This window comes from Methylomagnum ishizawai, assembly GCF_900155475.1.
GTDB classification, from domain to species: Bacteria; Pseudomonadota; Gammaproteobacteria; order Methylococcales; family Methylococcaceae; genus Methylomagnum; species Methylomagnum ishizawai_A.
In genome coordinates this window covers 2,154,688-2,178,556 of the sequence record NZ_FXAM01000001.1, presented here as the reverse complement: position 1 = coordinate 2,178,556, position 23,869 = coordinate 2,154,688, and the positions used below count along the sequence as shown (strand labels likewise).

Below are 23,869 nucleotides of genomic sequence, written 5' to 3'. Positions count from 1 at the left end.
GCCAGGACAACAGCGTTCCTCCGGCAAAGCCTCGCAAGCCTCTGTTATCAAAGCCTTTTTATTTTGGCACGCTGTCTGCCCAGTAGTCCGTACCGTCCCCCCCGCTTCAGGAGCCTCCCCATGCAAACCCCCACCCCCACTTCTCCCGGCTCCAGCCCGATGCCGACGCTTACCGGCGGCGGGAGGCGGACTTGATGAAAGCCGCAGCCATAGGGCCGACCACCCCGGCGCGGACTCCTCCCGCCGCGGTGGCCGGCCAGGAAACCGAACTCGCCGGGGTAATCGGCGACAACCTACGCCGCTTCCGCAAGCAACGGGGCTGGTCCCTGGAGCAGTTCGGGCGGCTCGCCAAGGTGAGCCGGGCCATGCTGGGCCAGATCGAACTGAGCCGCAGCGTCCCCACCATCACCGTGCTGTGGAAGATCGCCCGCGCCCTGGACGTGCCGATCTCCGCCCTGCTCAACCGCGACATGCAGGAAGGCCCGCGCACCATCGCCGCCGGCCAGGCCCGCATCGTGTCCTCGCCTTCGGGATGGCTGCGCTCGCAGGCGCTGTTCACCCCGGACATGGCCGGCAAGGTCGAGTTCTACGAATCGACCCTGGACGCCTGGGCCAGCGAAGCGGCGGAACCCCATCCCCAGGGTTCCAGGGCCAATCTGGTGGTCTGCCAGGGCCAATTGGAATTGCTCATCGAACAAAAGCGGTATCCGCTCTCGGCCGGCGACGCGATCTGCTTCGCGGCGGACCTGCCGCGCAGCTATCGCAATCCCGGCCCGACCGAGACGCGGTTCTATCTGGTCATGGCCTATGCCGAACCCCGCTACCGCCCCCTACCCCCCGTATGAACGACCCTCAGGAAACACAGTGCGCCCGATGAATTTGCAGGCTTGGGCCTTGGCCGGATGCGTGGCGTTCGGCCAGGGCGCGACCGCCAACACCCTGAACGACGGCCTGGGCCTGGGCGTGTTCGGCAACCCCAACCCCGACACCCCCAGCCCCGGCACGGTGTTGTTGGCGATTTTCGACGCCGGGCCCGGCGATTCCCCCAACGCGGGCAAGACCCTGTTGGTGAACACCCGCTGGAGCTACGCCGACTTGGTGAACGGCGTGGCCGTGATCCCGCTGGACCTGGCGGCCCACCCGGATTTCCAGGCCATCCAGGGCGACGCCCTGCAATACAACGTGGTGGGGGCGTATGGACTCTACCTGGACCCCGACAGCGGCAAGGCCAACCTCGACCGGGACGGTGCCACCTTCCCCTTCGACGACGGGGTGCCGAACAACGCACCCTGGGGCGTCGTCGCCAGCGGCCACGACGAAGCCGCGTTCAGCCACGATGTCAACGATCTCAACAATTCACTGCTGAGCGGTGTCCAGACCTATTGGAACAACGTAAACGCCGATCTGGCCGGGGTCGGGGCCACCGAGAACTCGGGACCGGACACGGTCCTGGTCGATTCGGGCGACGCCGCCGATTGGGGAGCCAGTTGGAGCGGCAATTTCGGCGGCACGGGACTGGGACTGACCCCCGACGCCAGCACCGTCAACGGCGTCGGCGATATCGCCAAGCTGTATTGGATCACCAACCCCTCGCTCGACCCCGGCCATCCCAACGCGGTCGCCGTGCTGGGCACGCTGCAACTCTCGGCGGCGGGCGTCCTGAGCTATTCCGCCGCCGGTGCCAACCACGCCCCCACCGCCGACGCCGGCCCCGCGCAAACGGTGGACGAAGGCGCGGACGTGACCCTGGACGGCTCGGCCAGCAGCGACCCCGACAGCGGCCAGACGGCCCAGCTCGGCTATCAATGGACCGCCCCGGACGGCATCGCCCTCAGCGATCCCACCGCCCCAAAACCCCGCTTCACCGCCCCGGTGGCCGAGGCCGACCGGGTCTACACCTTCACCCTGGTCGTGACCGATCCCGCCGGCACCGCCAGCGCCCCGGCCACGGTCGCCATCACCGTCCAGCACCTCAGCAACCACGCGCCCACCGCCCAGATCGCCCAGCCCGCAGTGGCGAAGGAAGGCGATAGCGTGACCCTGGATGGCTCCGGCAGCAGCGACCCGGACCCCGGCCAGACCGCGACCCTGACCTATCAATGGACCGCCCCAGCGGGAATAACCCTCAGCGACCCCACGGCGCAGCAACCCAGCTTCACCGCCCCGACCGCCGACGCCGACCGGACCTATAACTTCACCCTGGTCGTCACCGACAGCCAAGGCGCGGCCAGCGCCCCGGCCACGGTGGCGGTCCTGGTGCGCCATATCAACCGCGCCCCCACCGCCAACGCCGGCAGCGCCCAGAGCGTCAACGAAGGCGATAGCGTGACCCTGGACGGCTCCGCCAGCAGCGACCCCGACACCGGCCAGACCGCCACCCTGACCTATCAATGGACCGCCCCGGCAGGACTAAGCCTCGGCGACCCCACGGCGCAGAAACCCAGCTTTACCGCCCCGACCGGCAACGCCGACGCCAGTTACCGCTTCACCCTGGTCGTCACCGACCGCCAAGGCGCGGCCAGCGCCCCCGCCAGCGTGGACATCGCCGTCAAACACCGCAACCGCGCCCCCACCGCCAACGCCGGCGGCACCCAGACCGTGGACGAAGGCGAGCGCGTGACCCTGGACGGCTCCGCCAGCAGCGATCCCGACAGCGGCCAGGCCGCCACCCTGGCCTATCGCTGGACCGCCCCGGACGGGATCAGCCTCAGCGATCCCACCGCGCAAAAACCCAGCTTCACCGCCCCGACCGCGCTGGGCGACCAAACCTATCGCTTCTCCCTGGTCGTAACCGATGCCGATAGCGCGCCCAGCGCGGCCGCGACGGTGGATATCCAGGTCAAGCACCGCAACCAAGCGCCCAGCGCCCATCCCGGCCCGGACCAAACCGTGAACCCCGGCGCAGTGGTGGCCTTGAACGGCGAGGCCAGCGCCGATCCCGAAGGCGATAACCTCAGCTACCACTGGAGCCAACTCTCCGGCCCGGTGGCCGTGAACCTGGGCGGGGCCGATGCCGCCACCGCCAGCTTCGGCGCCACGCAGCCGGGCGATTATGTCTTTCAACTCGCTGTCGCCGATCCGCAAGGACTGGCCGCGCTAGCCACGGTCAAGGTCACGGTGGACACCCCGGTCAACCACGCCCCGACCGCAGCCGCGACCGCCCCGACAACGGTCGAGGTCGGCGCGGTGGTGGCCCTGGACGGCAGCGCCAGCGCCGACCCGGACACGGGCGACCACCTCGCCTACCGCTGGACCCAGGTGTCGGGACCGGCCACCACCCTGAGCAGCGCCGACACCGACCGGCCCATCTTCATCGCGGGTGGCGCGGGCACCTATGCCTTCAAGCTGGCCGTCACCGACAGCGCGGGGCTGGCCTCCGAGGCCAGCGTGCAAGTCACGGCGACCCTGCCGGGGCCGGGCATCGCCTTCACCCAGGTGCCCACGGTCTGGCGGGTCGGCCAAGCCCAGACCGTGACGTTCCAAGGACTGGGCCTCAAGGGCCAAACCAAGGCTAAGCTGCGTTTCTCCAAGAACGGCGGACGTTTCCAAGTGCTGGGCAGCGCCACCGTGGCCAAAGGCCGCTACCGCTGGAAACCGGCCAAACAGCACATCGCCGCCCAGGGCATCCTCCAGGTCTGCGCCCCGCCCGGTGCCAAGCAACCCGTCTGCGACAGCGTGGACATCGAAGTCGCGGCGGCCCACCCATGAAATACCACTGGACCGGACTCCTGACCGGCGCGTTCTGCTGGACCCTGGCCGGGACCGCGACGGCCAGCACCTTGAACGATGGCGTCACCCTCGGCGGTTCCGGCATCCCGAGTCCGGGCGATACGCTGGTGGTCATCGTCGATACCGCCGCCGGCGCTTCCCCCAACCAAGGCAAAACCCTGCTGGTCAATACCCATTGGCGCTATTCCGATTTGGTGCAAGGCAACGCGGTCCCCCAGTTCGACCTGTCCGCCGATCCCAACTACCTCGCCATCAGCCAAGACCCGCTGACCTTCAACCTGGTCGCCGCCTACGCCCTCTACCAGAACCCGGACAACGGCAAGGCCAACCTCGACCAGAACGGCGTGGAACTGCCCTTCGACGATTCCATCGACGGCAACGCGCAATGGGGCCTGGTCGCGTCCGGCACGGCGGCCGACATCTTCAGCACCGATGTCAACGACCTCAACAACACCCTGAACAACGGCGTCCAGTCCTATTGGAACGCGGTGAACACCGCCCTGGCCGCGGCGGGAGCCACCCCCACCGCGGGCACGGACACCGTCCTGATCGGCCCGGACGACGCCGCCGCCTGGGATGCCGCCTCATGGAACAATCTGGGCGGTTCCGGGATCGTCGTGGGCAACGCCGACGGCACCGGCAACACCGCCATCGCGGGCGCGGGCACCGAGGGCCAGGTGTTCTGGATCACCAATCCCTCGCTCCAACCCGGCAACCCCAACGCCATCACCCCGCTCGGCACCATCCAACTGACCCAGGCCGGACAATTGGTCTACGTCCCGGCGGGCGGCGAACCCCCGCCCCCGCCGACCAACCACCCGCCCGAACCCAAGATCGCGGCCCCCGACACGGCGGTCACCGGCACCCCGGTCGCCCTGGACGGCAGCGCCAGCACCGACCCCGACCGCAACAACACCCTGAGCTATGCCTGGACCCAGACCGGCGGTCCCGCCACGGTCAACCTGGGTGGGGCGGACACCGCCACCGCCAGCTTCAAGGCCACGGCCATCGGCGATTACAGCTTCAGCCTGACCGTCACCGACAACCACGGGGCCAGCGCCTCGGCCAGCGTCACCGTGACCCTCACGCCCCCGGTCAACCATCCGCCGGTGGCAAACGCCACCCCCGCCCAGGCCACGGTCAACACCGGCACCCTGGTCACATTGGACGGCGGCACCAGCACCGACCCCGACGCGGGCGACAGCCTGGCCTACCGCTGGGAATGGGTTTCGGGACCGGCCACGCCGGTCTTGAACGGGGCCGATAGCGCCAGCGCCCGGTTCAAAGCCGAGGTGGTGGGCGCTTACGTCTTCAAGCTCACCGTCATCGACAACCACGGGGCCAGCGCCAGCGCCACCGCCACCATCACGGTGGACCCCAACCACGCCCCGGTGGCGCGGGCCAGCGCCGACGCCCGTGTCGGCCAAGGAGCCGCCGTGGTGCTGGACGGCAGCGGCAGCAGCGATCCCGACGGCGACGCCCTGGTCTACGCCTGGATTCCGCTCGCGGGCCCGACCACGGCCCGGCCCGATCCCGCCGATGCCGCCGTGGCCCGTTTCACCGCCGCCGCCCCCGGCATCTACCGCTTCAAGCTGATCGTGGCCGACGGGCTCGGAGCCGACGCCTCGACCGAAATCCAGGTGAAAGCCGGCCCCGGCGTGGTCCTGAACGCCCCGACCACCTGGCTGGCGGGCCGCGCCCAAACCATCGCCATCACCGGCTTCCAATTGGGGAACAAAGCCAAGGTGGCCTTGAGATTCTCCCCCGACGGACGGCGTTTCAAACCCTTGGCGCGGGTTTCCCTGAAAAAAGGCACCTACCTTTGGAAACCCGGCAAGCGCGATATTACCCGGCAAGGGGTGATCCAGGCGTGCCAGGATATTAAAAATCCCGCGAGTTGCGACGAGGTGTCGAATATCTCCGTGCAGGCCATACCCGGCGGCTAAACAACATCGCCCTTCAATTCCACGCGGGAATACAGGCCGGGACATTCCCGTGCCCCGCGATGCCGGGATTATCGAACAGGTTCGCGCAACGCTTTTACGTCACTCCGGCAGGGAACGCCGGAATCCAGGCCACGGACGGCAAGGTTTCGCGGTTCGCAGGGCGGCGCGGATCAAGCTATAGCGGTGGATTCGGCACGTTCGCCATCCCTGCCGAAATATCGGATTCAGATCGAACCGGGTGCGTAGATAATTTTATAGGCCCCGCGATGGGAATACCCTGGATAGCCCGGTACGCAATATCAATCCATTATATTGGATAGACGGACAATCAAACTGGATCACCCACCCAACCAACTATGTTTATAACCCGAAATTCTTGGCCGACTGGTTTTTAGGCTTTTATATTATAAACCGAGCCAAGACCCCAGCTCCGACTTGCAACGGTGGACCCTCTTGGCGGCTAACAGCGCTTTGAACAGGAAAAACATAAACCCATAAAAAGGTTTAAACAAGGGATTATCAATGAGCGGCAAGCTCCCCAATATTCCTGGGCGCATACTGATTGGTTCGACTTAATCGAGATATTGACGGCCCGGTAGCTTGGGCCTTGGAAAACATCGAGGAATCACTATGAAACAAAGCAACGGCCTGAAGCAATCGGCGGCGGCGGTGGGCCTTTGGGTGGGAGCGCAAAGCGCCCTCGCCCTGCCGCCCACCACCCCGCTACCCGACGCGGCCCACACCATCTACCTGGCCGGCGGGGCCGCGCAAGACCCCGCCCTGGACAAGCTCATCGCCGACAACCTCGCCGCCTCCGGCACCCTGGACATCTACTACGACAACGGCAACCCCAACGGCTCCAAATACCGCGCCTATTTCTTCACCACCAACACCAGCAAGGTGCCGGGCCTGTCCAGTGCCTCGGTCAACGTCCTCATCTACAAGCGTTCCAACGGCGGGGCCGGCTATGGCGTGATCCCCCTGATCCAAGACCCGCCCCCGACCGTGAAGCAATTGGATTTCACCCCGGCCAATTCCTGGACCTTCGACGCGACCAACAACCGCTACGTGGTCTCGGGCACCCAGACCGGCCAGTATGCCGACGCGGGCATCACTGGCGTGAACCCGAGCATCCTGACCGGCGGCAACTACCCGCAGCCGTCCGGCACCGGGGTGGGCGATGTGTTCAGCACCACGGAAACCGTGCCCAGCGAAGTGAGCGCGCGCCTCGCCGTCACCCCGGCGGGCGGCTTGACCTATGGCCTCGCCGTGACCAAAGATTTCTACAAGGTGTTGCAGGCGGCCCAGATTTATAGCGGCACCCTGCCTTCCACCACCCCCTTGGGCTCGTATAACCAAGCGGCCCGCATCCCGACCCTGACCCGCCAGTTCGCGGCCTCGCTCATCGCCGGCAAGATCAAGTCCTGGGATAGCGTGGTAGTGTTCAATTCGGCCGGGGTCGGGAAAACCCTGCCGGAGATCGCCTCGGCCAATGGCATCACCCTCCCCACCCAGGTCGGTAGCGGCTCCAGCGCCGTCTCCCCGGTCAGCATGGGCAACCGCAACAAGGGGGCCGCGGTCGGTGCCGCCTTCAGCGCCAAGCTCCTGAACTATCCCACCCTCGCCAGCGCCTTTCCGCCCGCCAGCCAACCGACCTTGTTGAACCCCTTGGCCCTGCCCTATGTCACCCAGGCACCGGGCGCTTCCCAGCAAGAACAGGTCTTGCTGGATTGGCAGAACGGCACCAACGTCAGCGGCCTGAACCCGCCCGCGGTTTCCGGCGGCACCCCGCCCAAGCGCTGGGGCGTGGCCGAGCAAAGCACCGACTGGAACCCGAGCTACGCCAAGGATTACCGCTACGTCCGCATCGACAGCTATGCCCCGACCCTGGCGAACATCCATATCGGCGGCTACCCGCTGTGGGCGGAACAAACCCTGCAATGGCGTAAAACCTATACCGGCGCGACCGCGACCTTCACCGGCCTAATCCCCACCGGCGACAAGTTGCTGATCCTCAAGAAACTGGCCGCCGTCCTGGGTTCGCCCAGCGCCGCCGCCCAGGTCAACGCCCAGTTGGGCAGTGTCATCGGCGCGACCGGCCTGTTCGGCGTCAGCACCGATTCCAGCGTCAAGACCCTCAGCGCGGCCTTCGATCCCAACAACCCGATCATCCCCTACACCCATGTCAATGGCGCGTTGAACGACTGGCTGCTGCCGGTCGTCAACGGCGGCAAGCTGGGCACGGTGAAGCTTCCCTAAGGAAACCCGCCCAAGGCAGGACCGGGGGGCGGGCTTCCGCCCCCCCACCCGCATCCCCATGGACCGCCGGTCCCCAGCACCGGCGACACCCCATCGATAACGGAAACCGAATGGCCCAGGCCAGCCGACGCCAGGTGAAAACGCGATGACGCGCAAGCACCTCCTACATCCCCTGTTCCCCGCCGCGCGGGTGAGTCCGCCGCTGCCCTTGGCCGTGGCCATCCGTGGCCTATTGGCGGGCGGTTTGTTGTTCGGCGGCGGGCCGCGCCCAGGCCGGGCGGAATTGCCGGTGCCCGCCGATATCCTGGTCGCGCCCGGCGCGGGCCAAGTCCAGGCTCCGGTGGTGCAGGGCAACACCATGACCATCCGCCAACTCTCCGACAAAGCCACCCTCGATTGGAAAAGCTTCAATATCGGCGTCGGCAACACGGTCAAATTCCAGCAACCCGCCGCCACCTCGGTGGCGCTCAACCACATCCACCAAGCCGACCCCAGCCGCATCTACGGCACCCTGACCGCCAACGGCCAAATCTACCTGGTCAACCAGAACGGCTTCGTGTTCGGCAAAAGCGCCCAGGTCAACGTCAATTCCCTGGTCGCCAGCACCTTGAACATCAGCGACTCGGTGTTGCAACTCGGCCTGGCCCAGGGTTTCGGCAAGGACGGCAGCGCCGCCCTCTCCGCCACCGACGCCCAGGGCCTGACCACCCAGCAGCTTTACCTCAAGGACGCCGCCGGGAATCCGGTGCTGGACCAGCACGGCCAGAAGGTCAAAATCCAGATTTTCGTGGACCAAGGGGCGACCATCGCCACCCACGCCGCCAATGGCCGCATCATCCTGGCCGCGCCCTCGATCACCAACCAAGGCGTTATCGAAGCCCCGGACGGCCAGGTCATCGTGGCCGCGTCCCAGGACAAGGTCTATCTGCAACAGGCCGACGCCGATTCCGGTATCCGCGGCCTCCTGGTCGAAGTCGGCACCGGCGGCGATGTCAACAACATCGGCAAGATCATCGCCCAGCACGGCAACGCCAGCCTGATCGGCTTCGCGGTGAACCAGAACGGCTTGGTCTCGGCCAGCACCTCGGTCAAGCTCAACGGCTCGGTGCGGCTGTTGGCGCGGGAAGGGGCGCAGGCCAACACCGAAGGGGCTTTGCAACCCCTCTCCACCCGCCGCGCCCTGGACGCGGGCGATGGCCTCGGGCTCAAAGCCCAGGTCACGCTCGGCCCCAACAGCCTGACCTCGGTCGAACTCGACGCCAACAAAGCGGAAACCGCCGTCGATGCCCAGACCCAGGGCCGCTCGCACATCGAAATCGCCGGACAGCGCATCCTGGCCCAGGCGCAGTCCAGCGTGCGAGCCTATTCCGGCGTGGTCGATCTGACCGCCAGCGACGACCCCAACAATGCCGCCGTCAAAGGCGACAGCCGCGTCTACCTGGACCGGGGCAGCCGCATCGATGTGTCCGGGAAGAATGTGGCCCTGCCCATGTCGCGCAACGTGGTCAAGGTCGAACTCCGTAACAACGAATTGCGCGACGCGCCCTTGCAGCGCGACGGCGTGCTGCACGGCAAAACCGTCGCGGTGGACCTCCGCGACGTGGACGCCGACGGCCATATCCCCATCGCCGATATTTCGGGCGCCCTGGCCCGCATCGCCCGCAACATCGACGAACGCAGCACCACGGGCGGCACCCTCAACATCGCCTCCAGCGGCGATTTGATCGCCCGCCCCGGCAGCGTGCTGGATGTCTCGGGCGGTTCGATGGCCTATCGTTCGGGCTACATTCAGACCACGCAGTTGATTTCGGGCCACCGCCTCTACGACATCGGCCAGGCCGATCCCAACCGCCATTACACCGGCATCCTTGGCGATATCGTGCGGGTCCACAGCAAATGGGGCGTCACCGAACGCTGGGCGCGGGCGGGCGTGGGCCTACAGCGCTACGAGCCGGGCTATGTGGAAGGCCAGGACGGCGGCAAGCTCAATCTCTCGGCCTATAACGCCATGTTGGACGGCTATCTCAAAGGCCAGACGGTCAACGGCAGGCTGCAACGCCAATCCGGCACGAGGACACCGGGGGCAGAATTGTCCATCGACCTGAACCAGGGCAATTTGCAGGGCCAGCAGGATGTGGTGTTCGCCAAGGCCACCCAAGCGGCGGCGAGCCTCGGCGCGGACGGGGTTTTCCCCACGGTCCCGGCGGCGGACGGCAGCGCCACCGCCGCCGCGTTGACCCTAAGCGCGGCGGCTTTGCGCGGCACCGGCTTCACCCAGGTCGCCATCGCGACCAATGGCAAACTCAGCCTGGAACGCGGCGCCCGGCTCGCCTTGCCCGGCGGCGGCAAGCTGGACCTCGCGGCGGGCGGCTTCGATATCGAAGGCAAGATCAGCGCTCCCGGCGGCGAGGTCGATCTGAAACCCATCGCCATCGAGGTCGATGGCAAACCCCTCCCGCAAGCCAGCGCCATCGTGCTGGGTCCGCAAGCGGCTATTTCGGTGGCAGGCCGCTGGGTGAACGACCTCGCCGACCCGGTGGGACAATCCCGCCAGCCCTGGACCGTGGATATCGCGGGCGGCAGCGTCAGCCTCGTCACTGAGCAGGGTGATTTGACCCTATTGCCGGGCAGCCGCATCGATGCCAGCGGCGGGGCGTGGCTGGCCGGGAATACCCAACTCACGGCGGGGCGAGGCGGGTCGATCCAACTCCGTGCCCAAACCCAGGTCCAGGGCGGCCCTCCCTCGAATTTGAGCCTGGGCGGCACGGTATCGGCCTGGGGACTCAAACAAGGCGGCAGCCTGGATTTGGCCTCGGGCGCGGTGTTCATCGGCGCGGACCGGGACGCGCCCCCGCCGCAAACACCGGGCGTGGTGCCCCTGGTGGTGTCGCCCGCCAGCTTCCGGCGCGGCGGCTTCGCCAATTACAGCCTCACGGCCAACCTCGACGGCCTGACCGTGGCCGATGGGCTGGAACTCCATCCGCTACAGCGGAATCTGGCCCTGCCCGATAACGCCACCGGCCTGCATTCCCTGGATCATCTGCCCGCCGGTACCCATGCCATCACCCTGCCCGACGACCTGCGCGGCGCGGCCAATCTGAGCCTGCAAGTCGCCCACAGCGCCGAGCAGAACCGCGACGGCGTGCTGAGCGTCGGCAAGAATGCCCAAATCGCGGTGGACCGGCTGGGCGCGGTCAAGCTGACCTCCGACACCTCGATCCATGTCGAGGGCGGCATCGACGCCCCCGCCGGGTCAATCGCGCTCGATCTGGTCAAGCCCACGGCGGGCGACCATGGTTTCTACGCGGCGCAGGCGATTTGGCTGGGCCGCGACAGCCGCTTGTCGGCGCGGGGCGTCTTCGCCCCGGCCCGCGACGCCACCGGACTCCGCACCGGCGAAGTCTTGCCGGGCGGCAGCGTGGACCTGACGGCGCGGCGCGGCTACATCGTGGCCGAAACGGGTTCGCGCATCGATGTCTCCGGCACCGCCGCCACCCTGCAATTCCGCGACGATCCCGACACCCCCCACATCGGCGAGCGCAGCATCCCCTCCGATGGCGGCAGCATCCACCTGACCGCGGGCGAAGGACTGGTGGCCGACGGCGCGTTCCTGGCCCAGGGCGGCGGAGCCGGAGCCAGCGGCGGCAGCCTCAAGCTGGAATTGAACGGCACCCTGCGCGGCAAACCCACCGATTTGATTCCGGGCGGTGTCTTCCCCGACGACCGCAACCCCGACGCCCCGCGCAGCTTGATCGTCGCGGCGGATGCCAGCCCGGCCCTGCCGTCCACCCTCAACTTCGGTCAGGACTTACCGACGGCGGATTTCAGCGGACTCGGCCAACTTTCCGCCGAGCGGATCGACGCGGCAGGCTTCGGCACCCTCACCCTGCGCACCGACGCCGTCAATATCAACAACGCCTATGTCGGCAGCATCCGCTTCCAGGGCGCGGCGCAACTGACCGCCGACCGGCAAATCACCCTGGATTCCCCGACCCTGGCCTGGTCGGCGGACAGCGGCGGCACGGTCGGGCTGGTCGCGCCCCTGGTCCAGCTCGGTTCGACCCAAAGCCGGGTCGATACCTTGTCCGGCTCCAGCGTGCTGGCGTCCAAACTGGCCCCGGACGCGGTCGCGGGCGCGGGCCGGTTGCAGGTTTCCGCCCAGGGCATCGACTTAGTGGGCGGGCTGAGTTTCGACGGCTTCGGCCAGGTCGCGCTCAATAGCGCGGGCGATATCCGCGCCATCGGCATCCGCCAAGCCAAGGAAGCCAAGGATTACCGGGGCGAATTGCATCTGGCCGGGGATTTGAGCCTCTTGGCCCAGCAGGTCTATCCCACCACCCTGAGCGACTACGCCCTGACCCTCACCGGCGACGCAGCCACCTTGTCGGTCCAAAGCTCGGGCGGCGAACGCGCCCCGGTCTATTCGGCGGGCGGCAGCCTGACCGTCAACGCGGGCAATATCGTCCAGGCCGGCGTGGTCGTGGCCCCCTTCGGCCAGATCAAGCTCAATGCCGCCAAGCTCTTGCAATTGTCCTCGGGCAGCCTGACCTCGGTGTCGGGCGCGGGGCTGACCGTGCCGTTCGGGCGCGGTTCGGGCGGGCTGAACTGGCTCTATCCGCTGGATTCCACCGGACTGATCAACCGGGCCATCGACACCCCGCCGGAAAAGCGCATCGCCCTGGACGGCCAGACCGTGCGCCTGCAACCCGACGCCATCGTGGACCTTGCGGGCGGCGGCGATTTGCTCGCCTACGAATTCATCACCGGGCCGGGCGGTTCCAACGATGTGCTGGACCCGACCGACGCCGCGTTCTCCGCCAAGTTCGCGGTGATTCCGGGCGTGCGGGGAATTTCCACGCCCTACGATCCTTTGGAATTCCCGGCTTCCGGCCTGCAAGTGGGCGATAGCGTGCATTTGAGCGGCGGCTCGGGCCTGCCCGCCGGGGATTACACCTTGCTGCCCGCGCACTATGCCCTGTTGCCCGGCGCCTATCTGGTAACGCCGGAAACCGGCACGCGGGACTTGAACCCCGGCCAATCCTACCAACTGGCGGACGGCTCCACCGTGGTGGCGGGCCGCTATCAAGTCGCCGACACCGGCCTGCGCGACGCCCGCTGGCAGGGCTTCGCGGTCGCGCCGGGTGCCACCGCCCGCCTCTATTCGGAATACCACGATTATTCGGCCAATAGCTTCTTCACCGCCCAGGCCGCGAAAAGCGACAACGGCACGGTGCCGCGCCTGCCCATGGACGCGGGCAGCCTCGCCTTGTCCGCCGCCACGGCCCTGACCCTGGACGCCAGCGTCTACGCCCCCGCCGCCGTGGGGGGCCGGGGCGGCGGGGTCGATATCAGCGCCGACCATCTGGCCGTGGTCGGCCAAGCCGCCGGGCTGACCCAACAGCCGCAAGGCACGGTGGCCGTGCTGGCCGACGATCTGGACCGGCTGGGCGTGGAAAGCCTGTTGCTGGGCGGTTTGCGCAGCCAGGAAGCGAAGGGCCAGCGCATCAGCGTGACGGCGGACAGCGTGACGGTTTCCGGCGATGCCGACCTCGCGGGCCGGGAAATCATCCTGGCCGCCAAGGACGAGGTGAAAATCGAAGCCGGGGCGGTGGTGGCCAGCACCGGCAGCACCGGCGGCAAGGCCGACACTCTGCTGGTATCGAACCGGGTCGCGGGCGACGCCCCGGCCAATAGCGACGGCGCTTTGCTGCGGGTGTCCTCCCTGGATCAAGTCGAAGTCGTCCGCGACCCCACCACCACCGGCGATACCGGCGTCCTCAGCGTCGCCCGCGGGGCGCGGTTGCAATCGGCAGGCTCCATCCTGCTCGATTCCACCCAGGACACCCGTTTCGCGGGCAGTTTCGCCATGCGGGGCGGGGCGCTCTCGCTCAAGTCCAGCCAGATCAGCCTGGGCGATGCCCCCGCCCATACCGGCGGCTTGGCGCTGTCCGGCACCCAGCTCGCCGTGGACGATTTACGCCTCATCAGCGCCGGGGCCATCAACCTCTATGGCGAGGTGTCGGTCTCGGCCAAAACCCTGAGCCTGGAGGCCGCCGCCCTCAATGGCTATGGCACAGGCAACACGGCCCACCTGAGCGCCGGAACCTTGGCGTGGAGCAACCCCGCCGCCGCCACCACCCACGCGACCGGCAGCGGCGACGGCAGCTTGAACCTCGACGCCGGACGCATCGAACTGGGCGGCGGCCAATACGCCATCACCGGCTTCGGCCAAGTCAACCTCAACGCCAACGAAGCCTTGCTGGCCCAAGCCGCTCCCCAGACCGCGGCGGGTAGCACCAGCACCGGCCCCACCGTAGGCCAGCTCGCGGTCGCGGGCGATTTGACCCTGAACGCCGGGCATATCAGCGGAGACAGCGGCGCGACCCTCGCCATCGACGCCAGCGGCCACAAGCTTACCCTGGGTGCGACCCCGGCCCCGACCGATGCGGCCCAAACCACCGGCCTGGGCGTCAGCCTCAAGCTCACGGCGGACAGCATCGCCGGAGCCGGGCGCTTCGACCTGCCTGCCGGCCTGCTGAACCTCACGGCCCGGAGCGGCGATTTAACCCTGGCTTCCGGCACGGCGATTGACGTTTCAGGGCGGGCGGTCGCCATCGGCAGCCAAACCCGCTATGTCCCGGCGGGCCAAGTTACCCTGAGCGCCACGCAGGGCAATATCGCCCTGGAGAGCGGGGCCAGTCTCAAGCTTGCGGGAGCCACGGTCGCGGCGGGCAGCGACCAGACCAGCGATGCGGGCAGCCTCGCCGTGCAAGCTCCGCAAGGCCGTTTCGATTGGAATGGAAACCTCAGCGCCAACGCTCCGGCGACGGGTTCGCGGGCGGGCCGGTTCACGCTGGATGTGGTGGCGACCGGCTCCACCGCCGACCAGGACAGCGGCGCGGCCTTGTCCGGCCTCAACGCCAAACTGGCGGCGGCGGGCTTCACCGACATGGTGTCGATCCGCCAGCGCACCGGCAATGTGATGTTGGCGGCGGGACAAACCCTGACCGCGCACCGCTTCGATCTCGCGGTGGACCAAGGCTCGGCCCGGATCGCGGGCCGCATCGACGCCTCGGGCGCGACCGCCGGGACGGTCTCGGTCCAGGCTGCCCAAGGCATCGCCCTCACCTCCGGCGCGGCCATCGACGCCCATGCCCATAGCGCCGGGGAAAAAGGCGGCAGCGTCACCCTGGACACCGTGGCGACCGGCCTGGACGACACCCATTCCGGGCGGCTAGACCTGGCGGCGGCTTCGACCCTCGATGTTTCCGGCGGCGCGGGTGGGGATGGCGGCTCGGTGCATCTACGCACCGGGCGCGACGAGGCGACGGGCGCGGTCAACGCCAGCGCCATCGACACCCGGATCACCGGCAGCGCCCGCACCGTGCTGGAAGCCACGCGGGTCTATACCGGCGTCGGCGTGATCGATGCCGCCGCCATCGCCCAATACCAAGCCGACACCGCCGCCTTCATGGCCCAGGCGCAAGCCCCGGCGGATCATTCCGGCGCGGGCGTGTTGCTGGCACCGGGCCTCGATATCCGCAATAGCGGCGACCTCGCGCTCAACAGCGTGTGGGATTTCATGGCGAAAGCCACCGACCCCGCCACCGGCACCCAAACGGCGCTATGGCGCTGGGACGGCGTGCCGGGTTATCTGCGCCTGGACGCGGGCGGCGACCTCAAGATCAACGCCGCCCTCAGCGACGGCTTCGCCATCGCGGCCCTGCCCGATCCGCTCAATATCGTCCTACCCGACCAGCCCGGCACCCTGCGCTTCCAGGATGTGATCCAGCCGGGCTATTCCTGGAGCTACCAGCTCCAGGCCGGGCGCGATGTGCTGCTGGCGAACCAGTATCAGGTGCCCAATTCGCTGGACGCCACCACGGCCCTGTCCAAGCAAGTGGTGGTGAGGACCGGCACCGGCGATATCGATATCCAGGCGGGCCGCGATATCACCTTCGTCGCCGACGCCCAGGATTCCACCAAGGCCGCCGCCGTCTACACGATGGGCCGTCCCGCCGATTATTCCTGGGGCGATTTGCTGCTGGGCAATATTCCCGGCGTGCCCAAGCCCGATCCCAATATGCAGCTCGCCGATTATCTGCGCGGCCTCGATTCCACCCAGATGGCGAGCTTGCTGCGCTGGGGCTATCTCAACGAATACCAAGTGGCCTGGGCCTTCCTGGCCGAATATCCCACCCACGGCGGCAATATCGACCTGAGCGCCGGGGGCGATATCCGCGGCATCCAGACCGGCCAGTTGAGCAGCGATTGGCTGGTGCGCTCCGGCACCTGGAACGACGACCCCAACGACACCGGCAAAACCCCCACCGCCTGGGGCATCAATATCAGCGGCACCACGGCCAATACCACCAATATCACGGTGGGCGACGACGGCCAGCCCAATTCCGATAGCACCGGCACGCCCATCACCGATGCCTCTGGCAATCCCATCACCGACGAACACGGCAACCCCATCGCGCTCAACGAGCAGGGCAACCGCTATTTCAACCAGAACGTCGGCGCCCTGGGCGGCGGCGATGTCACGGTGCGGGCGGGCGGCGACGTGGCGGATTTGTCGGTGATGATCCCCACCACCGGCAAGCCCATGGGCGTCCTCACCACCCCCGGCAACGGCGGCAAACCCAACACCGGACCCACTGCCGGGCTCGACAGCCAATGGCTGGAAAACGGCACCGTGGTCCAGGGCGGCGGCAACCTCGCCGTGCAAGCGGGCGGCGATATCCGGGGCGGCGAGTTCTATACCGGCCAGGGCGCGGGGCTGTTGGAAGCGGGCGGCTCGATCCGGGCGGCGGATTCCGGGCTGGCCAGCATCGTGGAACTGGGCGATGCCCGCTTCGACCTGAAGGCGCGGCAGGATGTGGTCCTGGGCACGGCCTTGAACCCCACCCTGCTCCCGCAGCGCGTCATCCCCGACGCCGCCAGCGGCCAGACCGCCGATTTCATCACCTACGACCCCACGAGCGCGGTGAACCTGTGGTCGGCGGCGGGCCATATCACCTTGCAAGGCGGTTTGGACGCCTGGAAGACCGTCAAGAATTATTCCCAGGACGAACTGGCCGAATTCAACCTGGCGCTGTACCCCGGCACGCTCAAAGCCGTGGCGGCGCGGGGCGATATCCGCATCGACGGTTCCATCAACCTCTATCCATCGCCCCAGGGCCAACTCGAACTCCTGGCCGGGAACGACCTCACCACCGACAACCCGGACGACAACGCCCTGACGGTAAACCTCTCGGACGCCGATCCGGCCAGTTTCCCCAGCGTGGCGCTCCCGGTCACGCAGTTGGTGGGCAACGCCGACAATCCCATCCTGCTGAACCAACGGCTGGACCCGTCCAACCCGGCCACCAGCGTGATCCACGCCGCCACCCCGGTGCATAGCGGCGATACCCCGCCGGCCCTGCTGGTGGCGGGCCAGGGCGATATCGCCGTGTCCGGCGGCAGCCGCATCCGCTTCTTCCTGTCCAAGCCCACCCAGGTCCAGGCCGGGCGCGATATCCGCAACGTCAGCTTCTACACCCAGAACCTTGCGGCGGGCGATATCAGCCTGATCCAAGCCCAGCGCGATATCGGCTTCGACACCAGCCTGGACAACAACGGCAATGTCAACGGCCTGGATCAACGCATCCAGCAATCCGGGCCGGGGCGGCTGCAAGTACTGGCCGGGCGCGATATCAACCTGGGCAGTTCGGTGGGCATCCTGAGCGTCGGCAACCTGTCCAACCCGGCCCTGTCCAGCACCGGCGCATCCATCGACATTCTGGCGGGACTCTCGGACCCGCTCGACCTCAAGAGCTTCTTCGACGCCTATCTCGCGCCGGACAGCGCTTATCTCAAGACGCTGGCGCTTCCGGGCGACGATACCTTCGCCCAGCTTTCCCCAGCGGACAAGCTGGCCTATCTCGAAAGCCTGCCCAACACCACCCAACTCGGCCTGGTCCAGAAAATCCTGTTCAGCGAGATCAAGCTCGCCGCCGCCGCCGCCGCCAAAGCGCCCGAAGGCCAGCGCAAGGCGCTCTATCAACGCGGCTTCGACGCCATCGCCAAGCTGTTCCCCGGCGACCAATACAGCGGCGATTTAGGCTTGGTGTTCAGCCAGATCAAGAGTTTCAGCGGCGGCGATATCAACCTCGCAACGCCCGGTGGCAAGGTGGACGTAGGGCTGGCGGGCAAGGTGGCGGGACTCCAGAAAAGCGCCGACCAACTCGGCATCGTGGTCCAGGGCCAGGGCGACCTCAACGCCTTCGCCAAGGGCGATTTCAACGTCAACCAATCACGGGTGTTCACCATGGGCGGCGGCGATATCGCCCTCTGGTCCTCGGCGGGCAGCATCGACGCGGGCAAGGGGGCCAAATCGGCCATCTCCGCCCCGCCGCCCACCACCACCCTCGACGACAAGGGCAACATCGTCACCCTCTTCCCGCCCATCGTCTCGGGCAGCGGCATCCAGGCCATCACCCCTGCCGATGGCAGCGGCAAGCAAGGCAATGTCTATCTGGCGGCCCCGGCGGGCGTGGTCAACGCGGGCGAGGCCGGCATCAGCGGCGGGCGGGTGGTAATCGCCGCCAGCGCGGTGATCGGCGCTTCCAACATCCAGGCGTCGGGCGGCACGGTGGGCGTACCCACGGCGGTCGCGCCCCCGGTGATACCCGGCGGCGTCGCGGGCGCGGCGGCGGGCGCGGCCAAGGCCGCGACCCAGTCGGGCGGGCTCGACGACCCAGGCAAGGCCCAGGCGGAGAACGAGAGCCTCGCCAAGGCCCAGGCCGTCGGCAACAGCCTGCTCAACGCCGATGTGGTGGGTTACGGCCAGTGCAGCGTGACCGATGTACGCAACGGCAAACCGGGCTGCGGCGGCGACCCCACGGCGACCAACTAGACCGTTTCCACATAAGGTATATAGCGTGGGCGCGTTTAGCGATACGCTAAAGCCGGTGGCGAAAAATCCCCGCCGCTCCCACCAACCGCCGATTCCCAAGCTCCGCCGGGGAATCCAAGGCCCGGAAATCCTATTGCGCGGCCACGCGTTGAAGTGGCGCTTCCAAGCCCGGTTTGAAAAATAGCTAAAAATAAACAAAGACTTGAAAAAACACGGCACTGCAAAATGACCAGAAAACAACTGCCCTTGGGGCTGGCCTTGCTCCTGATTCCGGCCTTGGCCTTGGGCTGGTGGAACGAAGAATGGACCTCGCGCCGCCAGCTCACGGTGGACGCCAGCGCCACCGGCGCGGACATCCAAAACACCTTGGCCGATTTCCCGCTGTTAATCCGTCTACATGGCGGCAACTTCGGCTATTTCGGGGAACTGGCCGAACAGGGCCGCGATATCCGTTTCCTCAAGGACGATAAGATCGCGCTCAAGCACCAAGTCGAAAAAATCGACGCCCTCAACGAAATGGGCTTGGTCTGGGTGAAGCTGCCGGAAGTGCGCGGCGGGGTGGCGACCGACGCCGTGTGGTTCTATTACGGCAACGCCAACGCGCCGGATGGCTCGGACAGCAAGGGGCTGTACGACGTGGCCCAAGGGCTGGCCTACCACTTCACCGAAGGCGAAACCCTGCCGCAGGACGCCACGGCCTACGCCACCCATGCGGCGGATTCCAAGGCCGGCATCGATCCGGGCGGCTGGATCGGCGCGGCGGCCCAATTCACCGGGGCGGGACCGATCACGGTCAATCCGGCCCCGCAACTGGCGGTGGACCCGGCCAAGGGCTGGACCTATTCGGCCTGGGTCAAATTCGACGCGCCGCCTGCCACCGCCAGCCTGCTCGAAGCCCGCGACGCCGCCAACGCCCTGGAACTCAATCTGGACGGCACGGCGCTCTCGGCCCGTTACCAAGGCATCGCCACCCCCGCCGCCAAGCTCACGCCTGGGCGTTGGCAGCATATCGCCCTCGTCGCCCGCCCGGACCAGTTGGAACTCTATGTGGATGGCGCACTGGCCGGGAGCGCGGCGATCAAGCTCGCGGCACTGAATCCCAGCCTCGCCATCGGCAAGGGTTTCACCGGCCTCCTGGACGAAGTCCAAATCGCCGCCACCGCCCGCCCCGCCGATTGGATCAAGCTCAGCTACCGCAGCCAAAGCCCGGATTTCGCGGTATTGGCCTATGGCCAGGACGAAGCCAACGCCAGCGAGGGCGGCGGCCATTTCAGGGTGATCGTTCAAAACGTCACCCTCGACGGCTGGGTCGTGATCGGCCTGACCGGGATCATGTTCGTGGTGGCGGTGCTGGTCATGGTGGTCAAGGGCGTGGTGATCTCCCGCATCGCCAAGGACAACCGGGCGTTCCTGGCCCGCTACCACAAGCTCGACGCCGCCCATCTCAGCGCCCTCGACCAGGAGGAAACCGAGGAAGAACAGGACATCGGCGATTCCGACCTCCTAACCGCCCTAATCGGCAAACACGACCATTTCCAAAGCTCCACGCTCTACCACCTGTACCACACCGGCATACGCGAACTGAAAATCTTCGTGGGCGATGCCGACGACCAGCCGGTGCCGCCCGAAGCCTGGAACCTGTTGCGGGTGCGGCTGGATTCGCAAGTGGTGCGGGAAAGCCAGCGTCTCAACAGCAATATGGTCTTGCTGACCATCGCCATCGCCGGCGGGCCGTTCCTGGGCCTGCTCGGCACGGTGATGGGCGTGATGATCACCTTCGCCACCATCGCCGCCACCGGCGACGTGAACATCAATTCCATCGCCCCCGGCATCGCGGCGGCCTTGCTGGCCACGGTGGCCGGGCTAGCGGTCGCGATCCCGGCCCTGTTTGCCTACAACTACCTGCTGACCCGCATCAAGGAAATCACCGCCGATATGCGGGTGTTCACCGACGAATTCCTGGCCCTGCTCGCCATGCGGGTGGCGGTACGGCAGCGCGGCGTCGGCATCGGCGGCGACGGGATATGAACGCCATTCCCAGGCCCAGCCATGACGCCACCACACCCAGGAGCGCCTCCCCATGAAAGTCGAATCCGAAGAGAAGGTCTACGACGACATCAACATCACGCCCATGCTGGACGTGGCCTATGTGCTGCTGTTGATCTTCATCATCATGACCACGGCCACGGTGCAGGGCATCACGGTCAACCTGCCCAAGGCCAGCAGCACGCCGAGCCTCTCCAAACCCAAGACCAAGGCGATTTCCATCACCCCGGACGGGACGATCTACCTCGACACCTACCCGGTGTCGATCCAGGAACTGGAAACCCGGCTGGCGCAATATAAGGCGGCGACGCCGGATTTGCCGGTGGTGCTGAAGGCCGACGCCTCCATCCAGTACGAAAAAGTCATACAGGTGCTGGACGTGGTGACGCGGCTCGAAATCAGCCAACTCGGGCTGGTCACACAAAAACTCGTGAAATAGGCCCGCCCGATGGACAAGAAAAAAACCTGGCTGCAGCGTCTGCCGCTCTTGATCGGGGTGGGCTTGAGCGTGTTGATCGCGGTCGGCGTGTTCCTGCTGAAAGACCTGTTCCAGAAAGGACCGCAAACCAAGCGCGTGGTCCAGCAAATCAGCGTGGTGCAACCGCCGCCCCCGCCGCCGCCCGAGCAAAAGCCGCCGGAACCCGAGGTGAAGGAGGAGAAGATCGAGGAGCCGGAACCCGAACCCGAAAAAGAACCCGAGCCCGCCCCGGAAGCAGACGCAGCCCCGCCCGGCGAGCAACTGGGCGTGGATGGCGAAGGCAGCGCCGGTTCCGACGCCTTCGGGCTGGCGGCCCGCAAGGGCGGGCGCTCGCTGCTGGGCGGCACGCCTGGCAGCTTGATCCATTGGTACGGTGGACAGGTTTCGCACCAGCTCGAAACCGAATTGCACGCGCTGTTGGAAGACACCCACGCCCGCAAAAGTAGCTACGCCGTGATGCTGGATATCTGGATCGGCCCGGATGGCCGCCTGAGCCGGGCCGAACTGACCCGCGGCAGCGGCAAGCCCGAGGTGGACCAGGCCATCCGCGACGCCCTCCCGAAGCTCAAGCTGGCCCTGCAAAAACCACCCCCCGAGAACATGCCGCAGCCGGTGAAGATCAGGCTGACCTCCCGGATTTAACACGCAATCTCCCCTAGCCCCCCGCCCGACCGGAGTCCAAAGCGGGCTTTGGACTCCGGTCGGGCGGGGGGCCGATAAGAACACCACAGGGCTATCCGATGAAAACCGCTAGAACCACCTTCGCCGCCCTTTTGGCGGGTTCCTCCCTTGCGGGCGTCCAGGCCGCCGAAGACCGCGAAGCCACCCTGGTCAACCGCAATATGACCGTCAACCTGATCGAAGCCCTGGTGCAAAAGGGCATCCTCGACCGCGCCAGCGCCGACGCCATGATCCAAGACGCCCAGGCCAAAGCGGTGAAGGAAGCCAAGGCGGAGCTGGCCCAGGAAGCGGCGCAAGCCAAAGCCCACCCACCGGAACCCGCCGCCCCGGCCCAGAACGTCAAGGGCAAGGATATCCACGTCGGCTACGTGCCCGAGTTCGTGAAGAAGGAAATCCACGACCAGGTGCGGGCCGAACTCAAGGACGAGGTGTTGAAGGATGTGAAAAAGACCGCCAAGGCCGAGCAATGGAATTTCGCCGATGCCATCCCGGACTGGGTCCACCGCATCAAGCCCTATATGGACGCCCGCCTCCGGTTTTCGGACGAATTCTTCCCCGCCGGCAACGCCCAGTTCTACGATTGGCAAGCCATCAACCGCGACGGCGGCATTTCCCAAGCCCTGGCCAAGAACGACGCCTATTTCAACAGCACCATCGACCGCGCCCGCATCAACGAGCGCTTCCGGGTGGGTTTCGACGCCCAGATCACCGAAGGGCTGAAAGCCGGGTTCCGCCTGACCACCACCAATATCTACAGCCCGGTCTCGACCAACCAAACCCTGGGCGATTACAACTCGGCCTGGATCGTGGCCCTGGACCGCGCCTTCCTGCAATACGACTACGTCGATGGCCAGGGCAACGATTGGCTGACGCTGTGGGGCGGGCGCATCCCCAATCCCTTCATGTCCACCGAGATGCTCTATAGCGCCATGCTCAGCTTCGAGGGGCTGGTCGGCACGGCGCGGTGGCGGTTCGGGCAGGACGACCCGACCGTGTCCTCCTACCATGCGCCCTTGGCGACCGGGCGCTATGGCATCAACCTGGGCCCGCAGACCCCCAATACCATTTTCGCCACGGCGGGCGTGCTGCCCTTGCAGGAGGTGAATTTCTCCTCCGCCGACAAGTGGCTGTTCGCGTTCCAGGCCGGGGCCGATTGGCTGCCGTTCCAGGATTCGCGCTTGAAGCTGGCGGCGGCCTATTACGATTTCAGCAACGTCCGCGCCGTCCGCAACAGCCTGGACAGCGACCAATACGACTGGACCGCGCCCCAATTCATGCAAAAGGGCAACACCCTGGTCGCCATCAACGACGCCAAGAACCAAACCGCCTGCAACACCGGGGCGCTGGGGGCGCAGAACGTATGCCTAGTGGGTTTGGCCTCGAACTTCCAGGTCATGGATATCACGGCGGCCTTCGATTACGCCGGATTCGCGCCCACCCACGTCCTCCTGACCGCCGACTACGCCAAGAACTTCGGCTTCGATTCGGCCTATATCGCCAGCGAATTCGGCGACAGCTATCAGCCGCACACCAACGCCTACATGGTACGGCTCGACGTGGGCCGCCCGGAACTCAAGCGTTTCAACGATTGGAACCTGTTCTTCAGCTACCGCTATATCGAAAGCGACGCGATCCTGGACGCCTTCAACGATCCGATCTTCCACGAGGGCGGCACCAACGCCAAGGGCTGGACGGTCGGCGCCCAGTACGGTCTGGCGACCAATACCTGGGTGGATTTACGCTGGTTGTCCAGCGACGCAGTGAGCGGCCCACCCTTGAGCATCGACACCCTCAACCTCGACCTGAACGCCAAGTTCTAAGGAGGGCATA

At 66.7% G+C, this 23,869-nt stretch carries 9 protein-coding genes; all 9 read left to right on the top strand.

Features of this window, described 5'->3' with window-relative positions:
• Positions 1–194 precede the first annotated feature (194 nt).
• The 9 genes from B9N93_RS09680 to B9N93_RS09640 all read left to right on the top strand — a co-directional run bounded on the left by B9N93_RS09680 (position 195) and on the right by B9N93_RS09640 (position 23,859).
• On the top strand, positions 195–845 hold the full coding sequence (locus B9N93_RS09680) for a helix-turn-helix domain-containing protein (protein WP_085213114.1): 651 nt from the start codon (positions 195–197) through the stop codon (positions 843–845).
• Between the two features lie 28 nt (positions 846–873).
• Positions 874–3,708 (top strand): PKD domain-containing protein, encoded by a 2,835-nt coding sequence (locus B9N93_RS09675; RefSeq protein WP_085213112.1) that lies wholly within the window; start codon positions 874–876, stop codon positions 3,706–3,708.
• The gene (locus B9N93_RS09670) at positions 3,705–5,675 is read left to right on the top strand and encodes a PKD domain-containing protein (protein WP_085213110.1); all 1,971 of its coding nucleotides are present in this window, start codon (positions 3,705–3,707) and stop codon (positions 5,673–5,675) included. The genes B9N93_RS09675 and B9N93_RS09670 overlap by 4 nt, the downstream gene beginning before the upstream one ends.
• 630 nt (positions 5,676–6,305) lie before the next feature.
• Positions 6,306–7,934 (top strand): hypothetical protein, encoded by a 1,629-nt coding sequence (locus B9N93_RS09665; protein ID WP_085213108.1) that lies wholly within the window; start codon positions 6,306–6,308, stop codon positions 7,932–7,934.
• Between the two features lie 145 nt (positions 7,935–8,079).
• The gene (locus tag B9N93_RS09660) at positions 8,080–18,834 is read left to right on the top strand and encodes a filamentous haemagglutinin family protein (protein ID WP_085213106.1); all 10,755 of its coding nucleotides are present in this window, start codon (positions 8,080–8,082) and stop codon (positions 18,832–18,834) included.
• A gap of 225 nt (positions 18,835–19,059) precedes the next feature.
• The gene (locus tag B9N93_RS09655; protein WP_085213104.1) at positions 19,060–20,862 is read left to right on the top strand and encodes a DUF2341 domain-containing protein; all 1,803 of its coding nucleotides are present in this window, start codon (positions 19,060–19,062) and stop codon (positions 20,860–20,862) included.
• A gap of 52 nt (positions 20,863–20,914) precedes the next feature.
• A complete protein-coding gene (locus B9N93_RS09650) occupies positions 20,915–21,319 on the top strand; it encodes an ExbD/TolR family protein (RefSeq protein WP_085213102.1) in 405 nt (134 codons plus the stop codon).
• Positions 21,320–21,328: 9 nt separating this feature from the next.
• On the top strand, positions 21,329–22,000 hold the full coding sequence (locus B9N93_RS09645) for an energy transducer TonB family protein (protein ID WP_085213100.1): 672 nt from the start codon (positions 21,329–21,331) through the stop codon (positions 21,998–22,000).
• Positions 22,001–22,098: 98 nt separating this feature from the next.
• On the top strand, positions 22,099–23,859 hold the full coding sequence (locus B9N93_RS09640; protein ID WP_085213098.1) for a putative porin: 1,761 nt from the start codon (positions 22,099–22,101) through the stop codon (positions 23,857–23,859).
• Positions 23,860–23,869 lie beyond the last annotated feature (10 nt).

Excerpts from the sequence above, each read along its gene's own strand:
- B9N93_RS09640 (WP_085213098.1), top strand. The coding sequence starts at position 22,099 with ATGAAAACCGCTAGAACCACCTTCGCCGCCCTTTTGGCGGGTTCCTCC.
- B9N93_RS09670 (WP_085213110.1), top strand. The coding sequence starts at position 3,705 with ATGAAATACCACTGGACCGGACTCCTGACCGGCGCGTTCTGCTGGACC.
- B9N93_RS09675 (WP_085213112.1), top strand. The coding sequence starts at position 874 with ATGAATTTGCAGGCTTGGGCCTTGGCCGGATGCGTGGCGTTCGGCCAG.
- B9N93_RS09645 (WP_085213100.1), top strand. The coding sequence starts at position 21,329 with ATGGACAAGAAAAAAACCTGGCTGCAGCGTCTGCCGCTCTTGATCGGG.
- B9N93_RS09650 (WP_085213102.1), top strand. The coding sequence starts at position 20,915 with ATGAAAGTCGAATCCGAAGAGAAGGTCTACGACGACATCAACATCACG.
- B9N93_RS09660 (WP_085213106.1), top strand. The coding sequence starts at position 8,080 with ATGACGCGCAAGCACCTCCTACATCCCCTGTTCCCCGCCGCGCGGGTG.
- B9N93_RS09665 (WP_085213108.1), top strand. The coding sequence starts at position 6,306 with ATGAAACAAAGCAACGGCCTGAAGCAATCGGCGGCGGCGGTGGGCCTT.
- B9N93_RS09680 (WP_085213114.1), top strand. The coding sequence starts at position 195 with ATGAAAGCCGCAGCCATAGGGCCGACCACCCCGGCGCGGACTCCTCCC.
- B9N93_RS09655 (WP_085213104.1), top strand. The coding sequence starts at position 19,060 with ATGACCAGAAAACAACTGCCCTTGGGGCTGGCCTTGCTCCTGATTCCG.